This window comes from Streptomyces sp. NPDC059668, assembly GCF_042734135.1.
Taxonomy (GTDB): Bacteria; Actinomycetota; Actinomycetes; order Streptomycetales; family Streptomycetaceae; genus Streptomyces.
On the sequence record NZ_JBHWEL010000006.1, the window covers coordinates 139250 to 158685 of the forward strand.

Genomic DNA, 19436 nt, shown 5'->3' on the forward strand with positions numbered 1-19436 from the left:
CCCGTCTGCGCCAAGGCGCCCTGTTTCACGTGAAACAGGGCGCCACTCGATGCATCGCCGCCTACGGGATCCCGCGCCACCCCTCGGGGTCCACCCCGCCGGGCACAGGAGCGCTCTGGTCGTACGGCTGACGCGTGAAGACGAACGACCCTAGGTCCAGGTGGCTCAGGGACCCGTCGGGGCGCCGTACCGCCCTCAGCGGCTCCCCCGTGTAGTAGCCGTCGAGTCCCGTCCAGGTGCCGTCGCCGTTCGGCCTGAAGCGTGAACGGCGCCCGGCACCCGCCGGCGGGCCCAGCTCGACCATGCCGTCGGCGGTGAGGCGCAGCGCATACCCCTGGGTCCCCCAGTACCAGGGGCCCGCCAACTCCAGTACCGCCGGTTCGATCGCGGAGGCCGGACGCCACGGTTCAGGAATCCGCGGCTCGGCGTCGGCGACGATCCGTACGAGATCGGCGGCCAGCGTCAACGGTCGCGGACCGGAGGTGCAGTTGGTCAGGACCACGGCCGACACGTCGTCCCGTACGCCGATGAGGAGGGCCGCCATGAAGCCGGGCAGCGAACCCGAATGCCCGGCGAGAATCCGGCCCGACCGGTGGAGCACCTGCAGTCCCAGACCGTAGGCGTCGCCCGAGGCCAACTCCTCGGCCTCCGGAGGAGCCGCGGGCCTCCGCATCTCCCGCAGGGACTCCACGCCGAGCACCCGGTCGTCCCCCTCGGCCAGGAAGACCGCGAAGCGCGCCAGGTCGCCTGTGGTGGACCACAGTTGCCCGGCGGGTGCCATCCGGCCGAGGTCCTCGGCGGGCTCCGGCATCATGACGTCCGCCCACGGGTGCACGGCCCAGCCGCCCGCGTGAGGTGCCTGCGGTGTCCCACTCGTGCGGTGCAGACCCAGGGGTTCGAGGACCTCGCGTCGCAGGACCTCCTCCCAGGGTGCCCCGCGAACTTCCTCGACCAGAGCGCCCAGCAGGGTGTAGCCGGGGTTCGAGTAGTGATGGAGCCGCCCGGCCGGGTGCAGGAACGGCTGTTCGCCGAGGACATCGGCCAGCTCCGGCCGCAGGAATCCGGGGGTGCGTTCCCACCAGGAGCCGGGTGTCTCGGCCGCCAGGCCTGCGGTGTGCGCGAGGAGTTGGGCGATGGTCGCCTCCCCCGCATCCGTCCCCGGCAGATGCTTCTCCAGCGGGTCGCCCAGATCCAGCAGCCCTTCGTCCCGCAGCCGCAGCACCAGCACGGCCGTGAAGGTCTTGGTGATCGAGCCGATCCGGTACTGCACGTTCTCGTCGGGGCCGTGCCCGTCCACCGAGGTCCGCGATCCGTGCCACACCGTCTGCCCACCCCGGACCACCGCGGCGACCAGCGACGGCGCCCTGCCGTCGGCCTGAGCGACGGCGATGCGATGCGACAGAGCCCGGCGCGTGGCGGGAAGCAGCTCTTCCTGAGGCGTTGTCATACCCCCAGTCCACCCGGGCCGGCGCCCCACGTCGAGTCCATTTGCCCGGACGCCGGCGGATGTCCACGCTGAGCCCCCTGCACCAGAGCTACCAGCGAGCCCAGTTCGCGCACCGATGAGTTTCCCGCGCCGCGCTGGTCTACACGCCGACACCCGCGGACGGAAGGCTGAGCCATGCGGAAACTGATCTACGGCATGAACCTGACCCTGGACGGCTACATCGCCACGGCCGGCGACGACATCGGCTGGAGCGGACCGCCGAGCGACGAGCTGTTCCAGTGGTGGCTCGACCACGAGCGGGCGAGTGGCCTGTCGCTGTACGGACGGAAGCTGTGGGAGACGATGAGCTCCTACTGGCCGACCGGTGACCAGCAGCCCGACGCCACCCCGGCGGAGATCGAGTTCGCGCGGAACTGGCGGGACACGCCGAAGGTGGTGTTCTCCTCGACGCTCGACAAGGTCGACTGGAACACCCGCCTGGTCACCGGCGACGCGCTCGCCGAGATCACCCGGCTCAAGGCCGAGGACGGCGGCCCGATGAACATCGGCGGCGCGACGCTTGCCGGAGCGGCCATGCGCGCCGGGCTGATCGACGAGTACGTGATCGCCACTCATCCGGTCCTGGTGGGCAGCGGCACGCCGTTCTTCGCCGCGCTGGACGGCTGGGTGAACCTGAACCTGGTGGAGACACGGACACTGCCCGGCGGCGTGGTCCTGACCAGGTACGAGACGAGGCGCTGAGCGGCATCACCCGGGAGCCGCCACAGGGCACCGGATCAGGTCTGGGCCATGTCCACGAAGCGGGAGTAGTGGCCCTGGAAGGCCACCGTGATCGTGGCCGTCGGGCCGTTACGGTGCTTGCCGACGATGATGTCCGCCTCGCCCGCCCGGGGTGACTCCTTCTCGTACGCGTCCTCGCGGTGGAGCAGGATCACCATGTCCGCGTCCTGCTCGATCGAGCCGGACTCACGCAGGTCGGAGACCATCGGCTTCTTGTCCGTGCGCTGCTCGGGGCCACGGTTGAGCTGCGACAGCGCGATCACGGGCAGTTCCAGCTCCTTGGCCAGCAGCTTCAGGTTTCGCGACATGTCGGAGACCTCCTGCTGGCGGCTCTCGGAACGCTTGCCGCCCGACTGCATCAGCTGCAGATAGTCGATCACGACGAGCTTCAGGTCGCTGCGCTGCTTGAGGCGGCGGCACTTGGCGCGGATCTCCATCATCGACAGGTTCGGGGAGTCGTCGATGTAGAGCGGCGCGGCCGAGACGTCCGGCATCCGGCGCGCGAGCCGGGTCCAGTCCTCGTCGGTCATCGTGCCGGACCGCATGTGGTGCAACGCCACACGTGCCTCGGCGGACAGCAGGCGCATCGCGATCTCGTTGCGCCCCATTTCGAGGGAGAAGATCACGCTGGGCATGTTGTGCTTGATGGAGCAGGCCCGAGCGAAGTCCAGCGCGAGCGTCGACTTACCCATGGCGGGACGGGCCGCGATGATGATCATCTGGCCCGGATGCAGCCCGTTGGTGAGCGAGTCGAGGTCGGTGAAGCCGGTCGGAACACCGGTCATCTCCCCCGACCGCGAACCGATCGCCTCGATCTCGTCGAGGGCGCCCTCCATGATGTCGCCGAGCGGGAGATAGTCCTCGGTGGTGCGCTGCTCGGTGACGGCGTAGATCTCGGCCTGGGCGCTGTTGACGATCTCGTCGACGTCGCCGTCGGCCGCGTATCCCATCTGTGTGATGCGCGTGCCGGCCTCGACCAGCCGGCGCAGCACCGCGCGCTCGTGGACGATCTCCGCGTAGTACTCGGCGTTGGCCGCGGTCGGGACCGTCTGGACGAGGGTGTGGAGGTAGGACGCGCCGCCGACCTTGGTGATCTCGCCGCGTTTGGTGAGCTCGGCCGCGACGGTGATCGGGTCGGCCGGCTCGCCCTTGGCGTACAGGTCGAGGATCGCGGTGTAGATCGTCTCGTGCGCGGGCCGGTAGAAGTCGTGGCCCTTGATGACCTCGACGACATCGGCGATCGCGTCCTTGGACAGGAGCATGCCACCGAGGACGGACTGTTCGGCGTCCAGGTCCTGGGGCGGTACGCGCTCGAAGGACGAGCCGCCGCCCTCCCACGGCCCGTTGTCCCGTTCGCGGTCGTGCTGCTCGTCACGGGCACGCCCGGTGTCCCGGCGCTGACGGGATGCGGGCAGACGATCACTGGGACCGCTGTCGGCCCACGGGTCGTCCAAGGGCTCGGAAATACTCACCGAGCCACCTCCTCCCGTCCGCCGAGCGGACCTAGCCGTGCCCAATATTTCTACGGCACGGCACTGACAAATAAGGGGCCCAACTCCGGTTCTGTCGCGTCGGTTTTGCGAGGTTTCCGAAGGCGGAGGAGAGAGCGGGCGCCGCACCACGTTAGGCCCGCGGGCACCGTCAGCCAATCTGGTTATCCACAGGCCATGTGGACGACGGCCCAGATGCTGTGGAGAACTCCGCAAAACCTGTGCACGACCCGGTGGACAGGCCTGTGAACAAGCCCTCAGCAAGGTCTCGCCAACTGCTCTGACCTGCACTTTCACCGTCCACCGGCTGTGCAGAAGAAAAACTTTCCCAGCCGGACCAAGATCCCTTCAAACAGGGCCCGACGACACGCCCGGCGGCCAGGCGAGTAAGGGTCATGGCAGCATTGCATCTCTTACCTGTGGAAGATTAGATTGGTGCCCATGACACAGGCTCCCGCGGCGCCCAGGGCCGCCCGACGCCGGCACGACCGAGAGATCGTCGCGCTGGCCGTTCCGGCCTTCGGCGCACTCGTCGCCGAGCCTCTCTTCGTGATGGCGGACAGCGCCATCGTCGGCCATCTCGGCACCGCGCAACTGGCCGGTCTCGGTATCGCCTCCGCCCTCCTCGTGACCGCCGTGAGCGTCTTCGTCTTCCTCGCCTACGCCACCACCGCCGCCGTCGCCCGACGGGTCGGCGCGGGTGATCTGCGAGCCGCGATCCGTCAGGGCATGGACGGCATCTGGCTCGCGCTGCTGCTCGGCATCGCCGTCATCGTCACCGTCCTGCCCACGGCCCCCGCCCTGGTCGACGTCTTCGGCGCCTCATCGACCGCGGCCCCGTACGCGACCACGTATCTGCGTATCTCCTCACTCGGCATCCCCGCGATGCTCATCGTCCTCGCGTCCACCGGTGTCCTGCGCGGGCTGCAAGACACCAGGACTCCGCTCTATGTCGCCGTCGCGGGCTTCGTGGCGAACGCCGCCCTCAACGCCGGGATCGTCTACGGCGCCGGACTGGGAATCGCGGGATCCGCCTGGGGCACCGTCATCGCCCAGTTCGGCATGGCCGCGGTCTATCTCCTCGTCGTCGTACGCGGAGCCCGGAAACACGGGGCCTCGCTACGACCGGACGCCGCCGGCATCCGGGCCTGCGCGCAGGCCGGTGCGCCCCTGCTGGTGCGGACGCTGTCGCTGCGGGCGATCCTCATGATCGCTACTGCCGTCGCGGCCCGTCTCGGGGACGCTGACATCGCCGCCCACCAGATCATCATGAGCCTGTGGAGCCTGCTCGCCTTCGCTCTCGACGCGATCGCCATCGCCGGACAGGCCATCATCGGGCGCTATCTCGGCGCGAACGACGCTCAGGGTGCTCGCGAGGCCTGCCGCCGGATGGTGCAGTGGGGCATCGTCTCCGGTGTCGTTCTCGGCCTGCTGGTCTTCGTCGCCCGGCCGCTGTTCCTTCCGCTGTTCACCAGCGACCCGGCCGTCCAGCACACCGCGTTGCCCGCTCTGGTCCTGGTGGCCCTCTCCCAGCCCATCAGCGGAATCGTCTTCGTCCTGGACGGAGTCCTCATGGGCGCGGGAGACGGACCGTATCTGGCGTGGGCCATGCTGCTGATCCTCGCGGTCTTCGCGCCCGTCGCGTTGCTGGTGCCCGCGCTCGGCGGGGGGCTCACGGCACTGTGGGGAGCGATGACACTGATGATGGCGCTGAGAATGCTGACCCTCTGGCTGCGCTCCCGTTCGGGACTCTGGATCGTCACGGGCGCCACCCGCTGATCGAGCCCTGGTCGAGCGAGCACGCGGAACGCGGAACGCACGCCTGCGCGTACCCGTCCGGCTCGCCGAGCGCTTCACGTGACCCCGTTTCACGTGAAACCCAGCGCGTACGAAGCCTGCGTTTCACGTGAAACCGCCGATTCCGGGGAAGTCTCTCGTTTCACGTGAAACGAAGAAGGGCCGCACCCCCAGGGATGCGGCCCTTCTCTCAGCTATGCCGAGCGCTGCACTCAGGCAGCGACAACCTCGATGTTGACCTTGGCGGCAACCTCGGGGTGCAGACGCACGGACGTCTCGTGGGCGCCCAGGGTCTTGATGGGCGAGCCCAGCTCGATGCGGCGCTTGTCGACCTCGGGGCCACCGGAAGCCTTGATCGCCGAAGCGATGTCGGCCGGGGTGACGGAGCCGAAGAGACGACCGGCGTCGCCGGAGCGAACGGCCAGGCGAACCCTGACGCCTTCGAGGCGGGCCTTGATCTCGTTGGCCTGCTCGATGGTCGCGATCTCGTGGATCTTGCGAGCACGACGAATCTGCTCGACGTCCTTCTCGCCGCCCTTGGTCCAGCGGATCGCAAAGTTCCGCGGGATCAGGTAGTTGCGAGCGTAGCCGTCCTTGACGTCGACGACGTCGCCCGCGGCACCGAGGCCAGAGACCTCGTGGGTGAGGATGATCTTCATGTTTCGGTCACCCTTCCCTTATCGCGCGGTGGAGGTGTAGGGCAGCAGCGCCATCTCACGGCTGTTCTTCACGGCCGTGGCGACGTCACGCTGGTGCTGCGTGCAGTTGCCGGTCACGCGGCGGGCACGGATCTTGCCGCGGTCGGAAATGAACTTCCGCAGCATGTTCGTGTCCTTGTAGTCCACGTACGTGACCTTGTCCTTGCAGAAAGCGCAGACCTTCTTCTTAGGCTTGCGCACAGGCGGCTTCGCCATGGTGTTTCTCCTGTGTGATCAAGAAGTGGGGGTACGGCCCACCCTCGGCCCGAAGGCCTAGAAGGGGGGCTCGTCCGAGTAGCCGCCGCCGGAACCGCCGGAGCTTCCGCCCCAGCCGCCACCACCGCCGCCGCCGCCCTGGTTGCCGCCACCGGCAGGAGTGCCGGTCGCCCAGGGGTCGTCCGCGGGGGCACCGCCGCCGCCCTGCTGGCCGCCGCCGGAGCCTCCGCCCCAGCTGCCGCCCTGCTGGCCGCCGCCACCGCCACCGCCGGCGTAACCACCCTGACCGCCTCGGCCGGTGGTCTTGGTGACCTTGGCCGTGGCGTTCTTCAGGCTGGCGCCGACTTCCTCCACGTCCAGTTCGTAGACCGTGCGCTTGACGCCCTCACGGTCCTCGTAGGACCGCTGCTTCAGCCGGCCCTGCACGATGACGCGCATGCCTCGCTGGAGCGACTCGGCGACGTTCTCCGCCGCCTGACGCCAGACCGAGCAGGTCAGGAACAGGCTCTCGCCGTCCTTCCACTCATTGGTCTGACGGTCGAAGGTGCGGGGGGTGGACGCGACACGGAACTTCGCGACCGCCGCACCGGAAGGGGTGAAGCGCAGCTCGGGGTCGTCTACAAGATTGCCGACGACCGTGATGACGGTCTCGCCTGCCATGGGGGAACCTCTCGGCGGGTTTGCTGCTGGCTGCTGGTGCTGCTACTCGATGCCCGAGATCAGCTGAGCTGGAGAGCTCAGTGGGTCTCGGGACGGAGGACCTTGGTCCGGAGGACCGACTCGTTCAGGTTCATCTGGCGGTCGAGCTCCTTGACGACCGCAGGCTCGGCCTGCAGGTCGATGACCGAGTAGATGCCCTCGGGCTTCTTCTTGATCTCGTACGAGAGACGACGACGGCCCCAGGTGTCGACCTTCTCGACCTTTCCGTTGCCCTCACGGACGACAGAGAGGAAGTTCTCGATCAGGGGGGCGACAGCGCGCTCCTCCAGATCGGGGTCGAGGATGACCATCACTTCGTAGTGACGCATGTGGAACCCACCTCCTTTGGACTCAACGGCCACGGTCGTTCCGTGGCAGGAGGGTTGTGATGCGTACGCAACGGTATCGGCCGCCACTGACAATCGGGCTCCGTTCGACATACCGAGTGATCGGTGGGCCGAACGGGAATCCTTGTCGTGACCTGGCCACAGCCTGGGCAGACACCGGTGCAGAGGGTACAGAGTACCCGCACACCCGCTTCGGGTTGAAATCCGGCCGGGGTCACCGTCAATCTGTACACATCGGGTGTGTATGGCGCTACGATGCGCCGCCTTCCGCAGGAGGTGCCTTATGGCACAGACAGTGCGAACCAACACCGCCGGATCCCTGCTCGCCACCGACCACAAGCCCCATCCGCTCCAGGACACCCTGCTCGCCGTGACCCTGGTGCTCGGAGTGACGGCGTTCATCACGGCACAGTTCGACAGCCTGCACCTGATCAGTTCCTGGACGGGGCTGATCGGCATCTTCACCGGCGCGAGCGGACAGTTCATCTCGGAGACGACCCGGCAGCGCTTCGGGTTGATCCTCGGGCTCGGCGCCGCCGCCGTCGGCTTCTTCCTCGGCATGGCGCACGGCGGCCTCTTCGGCGGTGTCATCGGCTGAGGGGCGGAGCGGCCGGGCGGCCCGGACACCGCACCCCGCGGCCGCCACACGGCCCACGACAGGTGACACATCACCTCATAACGTCCCGACCGGGCATCGGTCAGGACGCAGGTTCCATACGGCCAGACGGGGCGCTCGCGGGGCGCAGTAGGCTTCGGCGCGAGAGCCGGAGCCCCTGTACCCATGGGGACACACCAGCCCGAGGAGCGCCCCGAATGAGCCTGACCCTGAGGACCATCAGCAGAGAGCAGCATCTGGCATACATCCAGAGCCTGCCCTCGGCTAGCCACATGCAGGTCCCGGCCTGGGCCGACGTGAAGGCCGAGTGGCGCTCGGAGAGCCTGGGCTGGTTCGACGGCAGAAGCGGCGAGATGGTCGGCGCCGGGCTGGTGCTGTACCGCCAGCTGCCCAAGATCAAGCGCTATCTCGCTTATCTGCCCGAGGGTCCGGTCATCAACTGGTACGCGCCGAACCTCGACGAGTGGCTCCAGCCGATGCTCGCGCACCTCAAGCACCAGGGCGCCTTCTCCGTGAAGATGGGCCCGCCGGTGATCATCCGGCGCTGGGAGGCCACCTCCATCAAGGGCGGCATCCAGAACCCGGACGTGAAGCGTCTGCGCGACATCGAGGCCGACTTCATCGAGCCGCGTGCCTTCGAGGTGGCCGACAAGCTGCGCCGCATGGGCTGGCAGCAGGGCGAGGACGGCGGCGCCGGCTTCGGCGACGTACAGCCCCGCTACGTCTTCCAGGTGCCGCTGGCCAACCGCTCCCTGGAAGAGGTCCACAAGAACTTCAACCAGCTGTGGCGCCGCAACATCAAGAAGGCCGAGAAGGAGGGCGTCGAGGTCGTCCAGGGCGGCTATCACGACCTCGAGGAGTGGCAGCGGCTGTACGAGATCACGGCGATCCGCGACCACTTCCGGCCTCGACCGCTGTCGTACTTCCAGCGCATGTGGACGGCCCTCAACACCGAGGACCCCAACCGGATGCGGCTCTACTTCGCCCGGCGCGGCGGCGTGAACCTGTCGGCGGCGACGATGCTGGTGGTCGGCGGGCACGTCTGGTACTCGTACGGCGCCTCGGACAACATCGGCCGTGAGTTCCGTCCCTCGAACGCGATGCAGTGGCGCATGCTGCGCGACTCGTACGCCCTGGGGGCGACGGTGTACGACCTGCGCGGCATCTCCGACTCGCTGGACGAGACCGACCACCTCTTCGGTCTGATCCAGTTCAAGGTGGGCACGGGCGGCCAGGCCGCCGAGTACCTCGGAGAGTGGGACTTCCCGCTCAACAAGCTGCTGCACAAGGCGCTCGACATCTACATGTCCCGCCGCTGAGGGTTCGGCCGCCGAGCCGGCCCGAACGGCATCCCGAGCCACTGATCCGGCCCGGTGCCGCTCCGTCGGTCCGGCGCGTAAGCCACACTTTCCTTCCATACCTCTGATACACCGCAGCCACGAGAAAGGTTCCGGGACCGGCCATGGCGCTCACGCTCTACGTCGACACCGCGCGCTGGCGGGCACACCACAAGCAGGTGTCCGAGCAGTTCCCGGGGCTCGTCCCCGTCTGCAAGGGCAACGGCTACGGCTTCGGCCACGAACGGCTCGCGGACGAGGCCACCCGCCTCGGCTCCGACATCCTCGCCGTCGGCACCACGTACGAGGCCGCCCGGATCAAGGACTGGTTCGGCGGCGACCTGCTGGTCCTGACGCCGTTCAGGCGGGGCGAGGAGCCCGTACCGCTGCCCGACCGTGTCATCCGCTCGGTGTCGTCCATCGACGGCGTGTACGGCCTCGTGGGCGCCCGTGTCGTCATCGAGGTGATGTCCTCGATGAAGCGGCACGGTGTCAGCGAGCAGGATCTGCCGCATCTGCACTCCGCCATCGAGAACGTGCGGCTGGAGGGCTTCGCCATCCACCTGCCGCTGGACCGTACCGACGGCTCGGACGCCGTCGAGGAGGTCATCGGCTGGATGGACCGCCTGCGCGCGGCCCGCCTGCCGCTGCACACGATGTTCGTCAGCCATCTGAAGGCCCAGGAACTCGCGCGGCTTCAGCAGCAGTTCCCGCAGACCCGGTTCCGCGCCCGTATCGGCACGAGGCTGTGGCTGGGCGACCACGACGCGACCGAGTACCGCGGGGCCGTCCTGGACGTCACGCCCGTCGCCAAGGGCGACCGTTTCGGCTACCGGCAGCAGAAGGCGGCCTCGGACGGCTGGCTCGTCGTCGTGGCGGGCGGTACGTCGCACGGGGTGGGCCTGGAGGCCCCGAAGGCGCTGCACGGCGTCATGCCGCGCGCCAAGGGCGTCGCCCGGGCCGGTCTGGCGACGGTCAACCGGAACCTTTCGCCGTTCGTCTGGGCGGGCAAGCAGCGCTGGTTCGCCGAGCCTCCGCACATGCAGGTCTCGATCCTCTTCGTGCCCTCCGACGCCACCGAGCCGAGGGTCGGCGACGAACTGGTGGCCCATCTGCGGCACACGACCACCCAGTTCGACCGCGTCGTCGAGCGCTGACGGGGCCGCCGGCCTCCCTCACCGGAGCGGCGGGAAGCCGAAAGGCCGTACACGATCACCGTGTACGGCCTTTTCGCATGCCCTGTGGACGCGCTGTTCGCTCAGGGCGAACGCTCCTCCATGGCCGCGCCCTCGTTGCCCCACTGCACCGGCGGCCCCTCGAAGTGCGCCGCGTGCCGGGGCGGATGGGCCGCGGCCCCGAGGACGAAGGCGTCCTCCGCCCCGTCGAGGACTCCGCCCGAGGGATCGTCGTCGCCCGCCCTGCGGACCGGGTCCCGCTCCGGCATGAAGATGTCGCGCACCACCACGGCGCACAGGTACAGCGTGCCCAGGAGGTGGACGGCGATGGCGACCTGGTAGCCCTGCGAGGAGAGGCCCTTGTGGGCGTCCCCGCTGGTCGTGTACGCGAGGTACATCCAGATCCCCAGGAAGTACGCGACCTCGCACGCCTGCCAGATCAGGAAGTCCCGCCAGCGCGGCCGGGCGAGCGCGGCGAGGGGGACCAGCCACAGTACGTACTGGGGCGAGTAGACCTTGTTGGTGAGGACGAAGGCCGCGACGATCAGGAACGCGAGCTGGGCGAAGCGGGGGCGGCGCGGGGCGGTGAGGGTGAGGGCGGTGAGGGCCACGCAGACGAGCACCATGAGGACCAGCGCCCAGGCGTTCGCGGTGTCGGAGGTGATCGTGATCTTGAACCAGGTCGAGAGGAACAGGAAGACCGAACCGAAGTCGACCCCCCGGTCGTGGCTGAAGCTGTAGAACTTCGCCCAGCCCTCCGGGGCGAGGTACATGACCGGCAGGTTCACGACCAGCCAGGCGCCCACGGCGCCCATCAGCGCGGTCCCGAACTCCCGCCACCTGCCGGCCCGCCAGCAGAGCACGAGCAGCGGCCCCATCACCAGGAACGGGTAGAACTTCGCGGCGGTGGCGAGTCCGATCAGGATGCCGAAGGCGAGGGCGCGGCCCCGCGACCACATGAGCATCGCGGCCGCCAGCAGGGCCACCGCGAGGAGGTCCCAGTTGATGGTGGCCGTGAGCGCGAAGGCGGGCGCGAGGGCGACCAGGAGGCCGTCCCAGGGGCGCCTGCGGTGGGTGCGCGCGGTGCTCACGGCGATGACCGCCGCGCACACCATGAGCATCCCCGCGTTGACCATCCAGTAGATCTGCTCCTGGTCCTGGATGCTGCCGCCGCCCGGCGTGAGCCAGGCCGCGACCTCCATGAACACACCGGTGAGGACGGGGTACTCGAGGTAGTCCATGTCGCCGGGGAGCTTGTCGAAGTACGGCACCAGACCGTCGGCGAAACCGCGCCCCTGGTAGAGGTGCGGGATGTCCGAGTAGCACGCGTGCGTGTACTGGGTGCTCGCCCCGAAGAACCAGCCGCCGTCGTAGCAGGGCAGCTTCTGGACCATGCCGAGGGCGAACATGGCGATCGCGACGAGCGCGACGACCCGTACGGGCGTCCACCAGGACGTCCCCAGCAGGGCCCTCCGTCCGATGGGGCCGCCGATCAGCTCGCTGCCGGCCGCGGCGACCTCGTCCTCCTGGGTCGGCCGTACCGGCTCCGGCTCGCGCACGCTCGCTCGCGTCGTCTCTGCACTGGGCATGGCGCACATCCTGCCGTACGGACCTGGGAGCGCGGTGGTCGGCGACGGATGCCGCCTCCCGCTCCCGCCCGCTTGTGATCAACGACACACCGGACGCCGCCCATGCGAAAGGGGGCCGCCGGCGTGTGCCGACGGCCCCCTTTCGTCAGGCTCGCGTCCGTCGCGCGGCCCGGTGTCCCTCACTCAGCCGTTCGGGCCTCGGACGAAGCCGCCTCCGTTGCCGTTGGCGCCGTTGGCGGCGGTGTCGGTCGCCGAGGGACTGTCGGTGACTCCTCCGTCCGTCCCGCCGTTGTTACCGCCTCCCGCGTCCGTGCCGCCGTTGCCGTTGCACGTCCAGTCGAACTTCCTGCAGGTCTCGCTCGTCGTGGGCGACGGAGAGTTGCTCAGGGTCGGGCTGGGGGTGTCGCTCGGCGTGGGGCTCGACGACGGCGACGCGGTCTCCGACGGGGTCGCGGACGGGCTCGGGGTGTCGTTGAGGATCTCACCGATGGGCTGCGGCACCGGGAAGGGCTCCGACTTCTCACCCTTGAGCGCGTTCTCCATGTAGTCGTGCCAGATCTGGGCCGGGAACGAGGCGCCGTGGATCTTCTTCTCGCCACCCGTGCCGTACATCTCCAGGAACGTACGGTTCTTGCTGCTCGCGTTGTCGTCCAGGCGGTACATGCCGATCGAGGTCGACAGCTGCGGGGTGTATCCGACGAACCAGGCCGACTTGTTGCCGTCGGTGGTACCGGTCTTGCCGGCCACCTGGCGGCCGGTCAGCCGCGCGGCGGTACCGGTTCCCTTGTCGACGACCGTCCTCAGCACGTCGGTGACGTTGTCCGCGACCTCCGGGCTGAAGGCTTCCTTCACCTTGGCGACGGTCCGGTGCTCGAACACCACGCCGTCCTTGCTGGTGATCTTGTCTACCGAGTACGGGTCCCGCTGGTGCCCGCTGTTCGCGAAGGTCGCGTACGCGCCGGCCATACGGATCGCGCTGGGGTCGGAGGTACCGATGGAGAACGAGGGGAAGGCGGAGCTCGCCAGGCTGGTCTTGAGGATGCCCGCGTTGAGCGCGGCCTGCTCCACCTTGTCCGTACCCACGTCCATGCCGAGCTGGACGTAGGCGGAGTTCACGGACTCCCGCATCGCCTCACGCAGGTCGATCATGTAGTTCGGCGGGTTGTACGACTTGTAGCCGTCGTTGGTCTGCAGCCACTCCTTGCCGTCCTTGTCGGTCCACACGGAGCCGTCGTACTGCTTGATCTTGAGCTTGTTCTTGCCGCTGTACAGGCTCTTCGGAGAGGCGATCTTGCGCTGCGGCGACCCCGACGGGTCCTTGACGCCCCACTGCATGGCGGCCGCGAGCACGAACGGCTTGAACGTCGATCCCACCTGGGCACCGGTCTGGTCGGCGTTGTTGGTGAAGTGCTTGGTCGCGTCCTCACCGCCGTAGATGGCCTTGATCGCTCCCGTGGTCGGATCGACGGAGGCCCCGCCGAACTGGACGAACTTGTCCGTGTCCGGCCGCGCCTTGGGGTTGATCTTCTTGCTGCGGACTTCCTTCACGGCGTTCTCGAGAGCCTCGACCTTCTTCCTCTCGAAGGTCGTGTGGATCGAGTAGCCGCCCTGCTGGAGTTCGTTCTCAGTGATCTTGGTGTTGTGGACGACGTACGCCTTGGCGAGGTCGACGAGATAGCCGATCTGCCCGCTGAGTGCGGTGTTCGACCGCGGGTTCTGCGGCTTGGGGAGCTTCGTGAACTTGGCCCGGTCCGTGGCGCTCAGGTGCCCGTACTTGACCTCTTTGTCCAGTGTGTCCGACCACTGGGCCGTGGCCCGCCTGGTGTTGGCGTCGGGGCTGGCCGCCGGGTCGAGCGAGGAGCCGGCCGGGTCGTAGTAGGTCGCGCCCTTGAGCATCGCCGCCAGGAAGGCACACTCGCTCGGGTCGAGCTTGATGGCGTCCTTGTCGAAGTACGCGCGCGCGGCCGCCTGGAGTCCGTACGCTCCGCGACCGTAGTACGCGGAGTTCAGGTAGCCCTCCATGATCTTTTCCTTCTTGACCGTGGCACCCACCTTGATCGAGACGAAGATCTCCTTGAACTTCCGGGAGATCGTCTGCGACTGGTCGTCCAGCATCGCGTTCTTGACGTACTGCTGGGTGATGGTGGAGCCACCCTGCGTCTGACCGCCCTTGGCCATGTTCAGGAAGGCACGCGCGATGCCCTTCGGGTCGACGCCGCTGTCGGTCTCGAAGGTCTTGTTCTCCTGCGAGATGACGGCGTAGCGCATCGCCGCGGGGATCTGCGAGTAGTTGATGATCTGTCGGTTCGTCTCACCACCGGTGGCGACCATCTGGGTGCCGTCGGCCCAGTAGTAGACGTTGTTCTGCGCCTTGGCGGTGCGCGCCACGTCGGGGACGCTCACCATGGCGTACCCGATGCCGGCCACGGCCACCAGGCTCCCGACGAAGCCGATGAACAGGCCCGACACCAGCTTCCATGACGGCACCCAGCGGGCACCCCCCGACCGGCCCGCGCGCGGGTAGTCGATGAAGCGTTTCTTGACAGGTCCCGTTGGACGGCCACGGCCGGGCCCGTTCGGACCCCCGGGACCGCCTCGGCGGCCACCGGATCCGGCGGCCTCCGCGCCTCGGCGGCGTCCGCCGCCGCCACTCCTCTGTGCCGCGCGCCGGGCCTCGGCGCGGCCACCGTACGGGCGCTCCTCCTCACCCCCTGACCCAGCGGAGCCGGAGGGTGACTCATAGGAGTCGGAAGGTGACCCGGTGGCGCCTCGCGGTGTCGCGCGGCGGCCGGCGGACGGGCCGGGCTGGCCGCGCCGGGCCGCGGCACGTCCGCCGCCCTGCTGCTGCGGCGGTTTGCGACGGTGCTCGCTCATCGAACGACTACTCCTAGGGCAGGCGCACCCTTGCGCGCCTGGAAACGGCGGCTGGTTTCCGGTCCCCCCGAAGTACGGATGCGGTCGATCACACATTCACCCGTACTGCACCGAGGACGAAGACGTCCTCAGGCGTCACTCGGTTCCCGGTGGTTTTGCATGGCGCACAGACTACGCACCGTCAAAACCCACCTAGCTCCGAAGTTCACCTCAAATCAGGCAACTTGCTTCGTATGAATCGGTGATGTGACGCCGTTCACCGTGGTCCCTCTTGTCGCAGACGCATGGCCGTTCTATCGTGCTGATGTATCGAGTCGATACATCAGCTCGGCATAAAGAACGTGCCGAGGAGGCCGCGACAGACAGGAGGCGACATGAGCCGGCGCTCCGGGATCCTCGAGTTCGCCGTTCTCGGTCTGCTCCGCGAGTCCCCGATGCACGGCTATGAGCTGCGCAAACGACTCAATACGTCACTCGGTGTGTTCCGGGCGTTCAGCTACGGGACGCTCTACCCCTGCCTCAAGACGCTGGTCGCCAGCGGCTGGTTGATCGAGGAATCGGGGAACACCCCGGAGGACGCCCTCGCCGCACCACTCGCAGGGCGTCGCGCCAAGATCGTCTACCGGTTGACGGCAGAAGGTAAGGAACACTTCGAGGAGCTGCTCTCGCAGACGGGTCCCGACGCGTACGAGGACGAACACTTCGCCGCTCGTTTCGCCTTCTTCGGGCAGACGTCACGTGATGTACGCATGCGCGTACTGGAGGGCCGCCGCAGCCGGCTCGAGGAGCGCCTGGAGAAGATGCGCGCCTCTCTGGCACGCACCCGGGAGCGCCTCGACGACTACACCCTTGAGCTCCAGCGCCACGGAATGGAGTCCGTGGAGCGCGAAGTGCGCTGGCTGAACGAGCTCATCGAAAGCGAGCGGGCGGGACGGGACGTCAGTTCCGCCACCGAAGACACCTCCCGAGGTGCCTCCGACGGTCCCGCTCCGCAGCACAGCACATCTGGAGAGACGGGCGGCCTGCCCCGGCACCGGGATGACTCCCGACCGGATCCGTCCGACGACACCACCACGTGAGGTCCAGTCGGGGCTTCACCTCGTACACACAGGGAGCAACCGGAATGGGTTCGGTTCGCGTAGCCATCGTCGGCGTGGGCAACTGCGCCGCCTCGCTGGTTCAGGGCGTCGAGTACTACAAGGACGCCGACCCGGCGACCAAGGTCCCCGGCCTGATGCACGTCAAGTTCGGCGACTACCACGTCGGTGACGTCGAGTTCGTCGCCGCGTTCGACGTCGACGCGAAGAAGGTCGGCCTCGACCTCTCCGACGCCATCGGTGCCAGCGAGAACAACACCATCAAGATCTGCGACGTCCCGAACAAGGGCGTCACGGTCCAGCGCGGTCACACCCTGGACGGTCTCGGTAAGTACTACCGCATGACCATCGAGGAGTCCGCCGAGGCGCCGGTCGACGTGGTCCAGGTCCTCAAGGACAAGCAGGTCGACGTCCTCATCTGCTACCTGCCCGTCGGTTCCGAGGCCGCGGCGAAGTTCTACGCCCAGTGCGCCATCGACGCCAAGGTCGCCTTCGTCAACGCCCTCCCGGTCTTCATCGCCGGCACCAAGGAGTGGGCGGACAAGTTCACCGAGGCCGGTGTCCCGATCGTCGGCGACGACATCAAGTCGCAGGTCGGCGCGACCATCACGCACCGTGTGATGGCGAAGCTGTTCGAGGACCGCGGTGTCCGTCTTGAGCGCACCATGCAGCTCAACGTCGGCGGCAACATGGACTTCAAGAACATGCTGGAGCGCGACCGCCTCGAGTCCAAGAAGATCTCGAAGACGCAGGCCGTCACCTCGCAGATCCCGGACCGCGACCTGGGCGAGAAGAACGTCCACATCGGTCCCTCGGACTACGTGGCCTGGCTCGACGACCGCAAGTGGGCGTACGTCCGCCTCGAGGGCCGTGCCTTCGGTGACGTTCCGCTGAACCTGGAGTACAAGCTCGAGGTCTGGGACTCCCCGAACTCGGCGGGTGTCATCATCGACGCCCTGCGCGCCGCGAAGATCGCCAAGGACCGCGGCATCGGCGGCCCGATCCTGTCGGCGTCGTCCTACTTCATGAAGTCCCCGCCGGTCCAGTACTTCGACGACGAGGCCTACGCCAACGTCGAGAAGTTCATCCAGGGCGAGGTCGAGCGCTAGATAGACAGGCGCCGAGCGTCGGCCGACACGGTTCGTGGTGCCCGTAGGACAGGGGCACCACGGGCCGGCGGGACGCCGCGCACAGCGCCGAGGGGCTCTTCGCTCCTGCCCGTCGAGGGTCCCCGGGTCAGTGACCCGGGGACCTTCCTCGTATGTGAGGCTGTGCCCCATGGCCGTCGTGCGTGACCTGCGCGTCCTCCTGCGCTTCCGGAACTTCAGACGTCTGCTCGGGATCCGCCTGCTGTCCCAGGGCGCCGACGGGGTCTACCAGGTCGCGCTCGCCACCTACGTCGTCTTCTCCCCGGAGAAACAGACCTCGGCCGCCTCGATCGCGTCGGCGATGGCCGTCCTGCTCCTCCCGTACTCCCTCATCGGGCCCTTCGCGGGCGTCCTGCTGGACCGCTGGCGGCGCCGCCAGGTCTTCCTCCACGGCAACCTGCTGCGGTCCGCGCTGGCGTGCGTGACGGCCGTACTGATGCTGAGCCACGTTCCCTCCTGGCTCTTCTACGCCTCCGCGCTGTGCGTCACCGCGGTCAACCGTTTCGTCCTCGCGGGTCTCTCGGCCGCGCTGCCCCGCGTCGTCGACTCGGACCGGCTGGTCATCGCCAACTCCCTCTCACCCACCGCCGGGACACTCGCCGCGACCGCGGGCGGTGGCCTCGCCTTCGTCGTGCGGCTGGTCGCCTCGGACTCGGACGCGGCGGTCGTGCTCGTCGGGGCGTCCCTCTATCTGTGCGCGGCGCTCGCCTCGCTGCGCATCCCGCCGGAACTGCTCGGCCCGGAGCAGCAATGGGTGCGGCCGAGCCTGCGCGCGGCACTCTCCGGCACCGCGCGCGGTCTGGTGGCGGGCGTCCGCCATCTCACCGAGCCCGCGCGACGGGAGGCCGCCTGGGCGCTGCTGGCCATGACGCTGATGCGCTTCTGCTACGGCGCCCTGACGGTCATGATGCTGATGCTCTGCCGGTACGCCTGGTCGTCCGACTCGGACGACGGGCTCGCTCTGCTGGGGCTGGCCGTCGGCATCTCGGGGGCGGGCTTCTTCGCCGCGGCCGTGGTCACTCCCTGGACGGTGGGACGGCTGGGCCCCGGGGGCTGGATCGCCGTGTGCGCCGGTACGGCCGCGGTCCTCGAACCCGCTCTCGGCCTGTCCTTCGCCCCGCCCCCGGTACTGGCCGCCGCCTTCGTCCTGGGCCTGACCACACAGGGCGCGAAGATCGCCACCGACACCGTGGTGCAGTCCTCGGTCGACGACGGCTACCGCGGCCGGATCTTCTCCGTCTACGACGTCCTGTTCAACGTCGCCTTCGTCGGCGCGGCCGCAGTGGCCGCCCTGATACTGCCTTCTGACGGACGCTCGGTTCCGCTCGTGGCCACCGTTGCCCTGGTCTACGCGGCAATTGCTGTTTCTATGGCCCGTTTTGAGCGCCGGAGAGTGTCACATCAATGACACAGAGCCCCTCCCGGCTACTGCGTTGTCAGAGGCTCCGGATAACTTACGTGCGTCTTATTTCGCGCCACGCGCATCTAGGTTCCAGGGGGGACCCCTCATGACTACTCCGCCGCCCCACGGCCAGAACCCGTACGCCCAGCAGCCCACCGCTCCCATGGGGCAGCAGCCCGTCCAGCCGGGGGTTCCCCCGCAGCAGCCCTACGCGCCGTTCCCCCAGCAGGGCGCCCCGGTGCCTCCGCCGGCGCCCGCACCGGCCAAGCGGGGCGGCAAGAAGGCTCTGCGCATCGTCGCGCTGATACTCGTCGCCGTGGCCCTGTACGGGGTGAAGTGGTACCTCGGCCAGAGCGACGCGGAGACGACGTCGGTGGGTAGCTGCATGCACAACGACGGCACGGACTCCAACGCCGACCTCAAGACGGTCGACTGCACCTCGGGTGACGCCCAGTACAAGGTCGTCGAGAAGTTCGACAACACCAGCGACGACACCAAGTGCAAGGACGTCACGGACGCGACGATCTCGTACATCCAGTCGGGCGGGGGCCACGACGTGGTGCTGTGCCTGAAGGAGAACAAGTAGCGGCGCCGATCGCATGCGGTGAGGGGTGGTGTTTCACGTGAAACACCAACCCCCACCCCGTGACGCCCCGGACCCGTGGGGGTGGTTGTTATATGTCAATATAGCCCCCGCCGAGTGGCCCAGAGCGCGGACCCGCCC

17 protein-coding genes are annotated in these 19436 nt (G+C 68.2%); 9 read left to right on the top strand and 8 right to left on the bottom strand.

Annotated elements, in window-relative coordinates:
• Nucleotides 1-61: 61 nt before the first annotated feature.
• Nucleotides 62-1447: a serine hydrolase domain-containing protein gene (locus ACFV2J_RS07520; protein WP_385083721.1), complete on the bottom strand. Its 1386-nt coding sequence runs from the start codon at nucleotides 1445-1447 to the stop codon at nucleotides 62-64.
• 174 nt (nucleotides 1448-1621) lie between these two features.
• Here ACFV2J_RS07520 and ACFV2J_RS07525 point away from each other — a divergent pair, with 174 nt between their 5' ends.
• Nucleotides 1622-2188, top strand: coding sequence for a dihydrofolate reductase family protein (locus ACFV2J_RS07525; RefSeq protein ID WP_385083722.1), 567 nt, complete (start codon nucleotides 1622-1624; stop codon nucleotides 2186-2188).
• 35 nt (nucleotides 2189-2223) lie between these two features.
• Here the strand turns inward: ACFV2J_RS07525 and dnaB are convergent, their stop codons facing one another.
• Entirely contained in the window at nucleotides 2224-3699 is a 1476-nt protein-coding gene (gene dnaB / locus ACFV2J_RS07530) for a replicative DNA helicase (RefSeq protein ID WP_385083723.1), read from the bottom strand.
• Between the two features lie 459 nt (nucleotides 3700-4158).
• On the opposite strand from dnaB, the gene ACFV2J_RS07535 reads away from it, so the two are divergent.
• On the top strand, nucleotides 4159-5496 hold the full coding sequence (locus ACFV2J_RS07535; protein WP_385083724.1) for an MATE family efflux transporter: 1338 nt from the start codon (nucleotides 4159-4161) through the stop codon (nucleotides 5494-5496).
• 230 nt (nucleotides 5497-5726) lie between these two features.
• Here the strand turns inward: ACFV2J_RS07535 and rplI are convergent, their stop codons facing one another.
• The 4 genes from rplI to rpsF form a co-directional block, all read right to left on the bottom strand.
• Nucleotides 5727-6173, bottom strand: coding sequence for a 50S ribosomal protein L9 (gene rplI / locus ACFV2J_RS07540; RefSeq protein WP_148009270.1), 447 nt, complete (start codon nucleotides 6171-6173; stop codon nucleotides 5727-5729).
• Between the two features lie 18 nt (nucleotides 6174-6191).
• On the bottom strand, nucleotides 6192-6428 hold the full coding sequence (gene rpsR, locus ACFV2J_RS07545) for a 30S ribosomal protein S18 (RefSeq protein ID WP_003949403.1): 237 nt from the start codon (nucleotides 6426-6428) through the stop codon (nucleotides 6192-6194).
• 57 nt (nucleotides 6429-6485) lie between these two features.
• Complete coding sequence (locus ACFV2J_RS07550; protein WP_385088993.1) at nucleotides 6486-7088, bottom strand: single-stranded DNA-binding protein; 603 nt, start codon at nucleotides 7086-7088, stop codon at nucleotides 6486-6488.
• Nucleotides 7089-7165: 77 nt separating this feature from the next.
• Nucleotides 7166-7456 (bottom strand): 30S ribosomal protein S6, encoded by a 291-nt coding sequence (gene rpsF, locus ACFV2J_RS07555; RefSeq protein WP_005482942.1) that lies wholly within the window; start codon nucleotides 7454-7456, stop codon nucleotides 7166-7168.
• A 301-nt stretch (nucleotides 7457-7757) separates the two neighbouring features.
• Here rpsF and ACFV2J_RS07560 point away from each other — a divergent pair, with 301 nt between their 5' ends.
• The 3 genes from ACFV2J_RS07560 to ACFV2J_RS07570 all read left to right on the top strand — a co-directional run bounded on the left by ACFV2J_RS07560 (nucleotide 7758) and on the right by ACFV2J_RS07570 (nucleotide 10584).
• A complete protein-coding gene (locus ACFV2J_RS07560) occupies nucleotides 7758-8072 on the top strand; it encodes a hypothetical protein (protein ID WP_385088989.1) in 315 nt (104 codons plus the stop codon).
• Between the two features lie 215 nt (nucleotides 8073-8287).
• Nucleotides 8288-9409, top strand: coding sequence for a peptidoglycan bridge formation glycyltransferase FemA/FemB family protein (locus tag ACFV2J_RS07565; protein WP_168529031.1), 1122 nt, complete (start codon nucleotides 8288-8290; stop codon nucleotides 9407-9409).
• 143 nt (nucleotides 9410-9552) lie between these two features.
• Nucleotides 9553-10584 (top strand): alanine racemase, encoded by a 1032-nt coding sequence (locus ACFV2J_RS07570; protein ID WP_266700264.1) that lies wholly within the window; start codon nucleotides 9553-9555, stop codon nucleotides 10582-10584.
• Nucleotides 10585-10685: 101 nt separating this feature from the next.
• On the opposite strand, the gene ACFV2J_RS07575 is transcribed toward ACFV2J_RS07570, so the two are convergent.
• A complete protein-coding gene (locus tag ACFV2J_RS07575) occupies nucleotides 10686-12191 on the bottom strand; it encodes a glycosyltransferase family 87 protein (protein WP_385088986.1) in 1506 nt (501 codons plus the stop codon).
• A 183-nt stretch (nucleotides 12192-12374) separates the two neighbouring features.
• A complete protein-coding gene (locus tag ACFV2J_RS07580; protein ID WP_385088982.1) occupies nucleotides 12375-15065 on the bottom strand; it encodes a transglycosylase domain-containing protein in 2691 nt (896 codons plus the stop codon).
• Nucleotides 15066-15439: 374 nt separating this feature from the next.
• Here ACFV2J_RS07580 and ACFV2J_RS07585 point away from each other — a divergent pair, with 374 nt between their 5' ends.
• From ACFV2J_RS07585 to ACFV2J_RS07600, 4 genes are all read left to right on the top strand, one after another.
• A complete protein-coding gene (locus ACFV2J_RS07585) occupies nucleotides 15440-16144 on the top strand; it encodes a helix-turn-helix transcriptional regulator (protein ID WP_385088979.1) in 705 nt (234 codons plus the stop codon).
• Nucleotides 16145-16188: 44 nt separating this feature from the next.
• A complete protein-coding gene (locus ACFV2J_RS07590; protein ID WP_351721465.1) occupies nucleotides 16189-17271 on the top strand; it encodes an inositol-3-phosphate synthase in 1083 nt (360 codons plus the stop codon).
• A gap of 169 nt (nucleotides 17272-17440) precedes the next feature.
• Nucleotides 17441-18718: an MFS transporter gene (locus ACFV2J_RS07595; RefSeq protein WP_385088975.1), complete on the top strand. Its 1278-nt coding sequence runs from the start codon at nucleotides 17441-17443 to the stop codon at nucleotides 18716-18718.
• 100 nt (nucleotides 18719-18818) lie between these two features.
• Nucleotides 18819-19298 carry a hypothetical protein gene (locus tag ACFV2J_RS07600; RefSeq protein WP_385088972.1) on the top strand — a complete coding sequence of 160 codons (480 nt, stop codon included), beginning with the start codon at nucleotides 18819-18821 and terminating at the stop codon, nucleotides 19296-19298.
• Nucleotides 19299-19436: the final 138 nt, after the last annotated feature.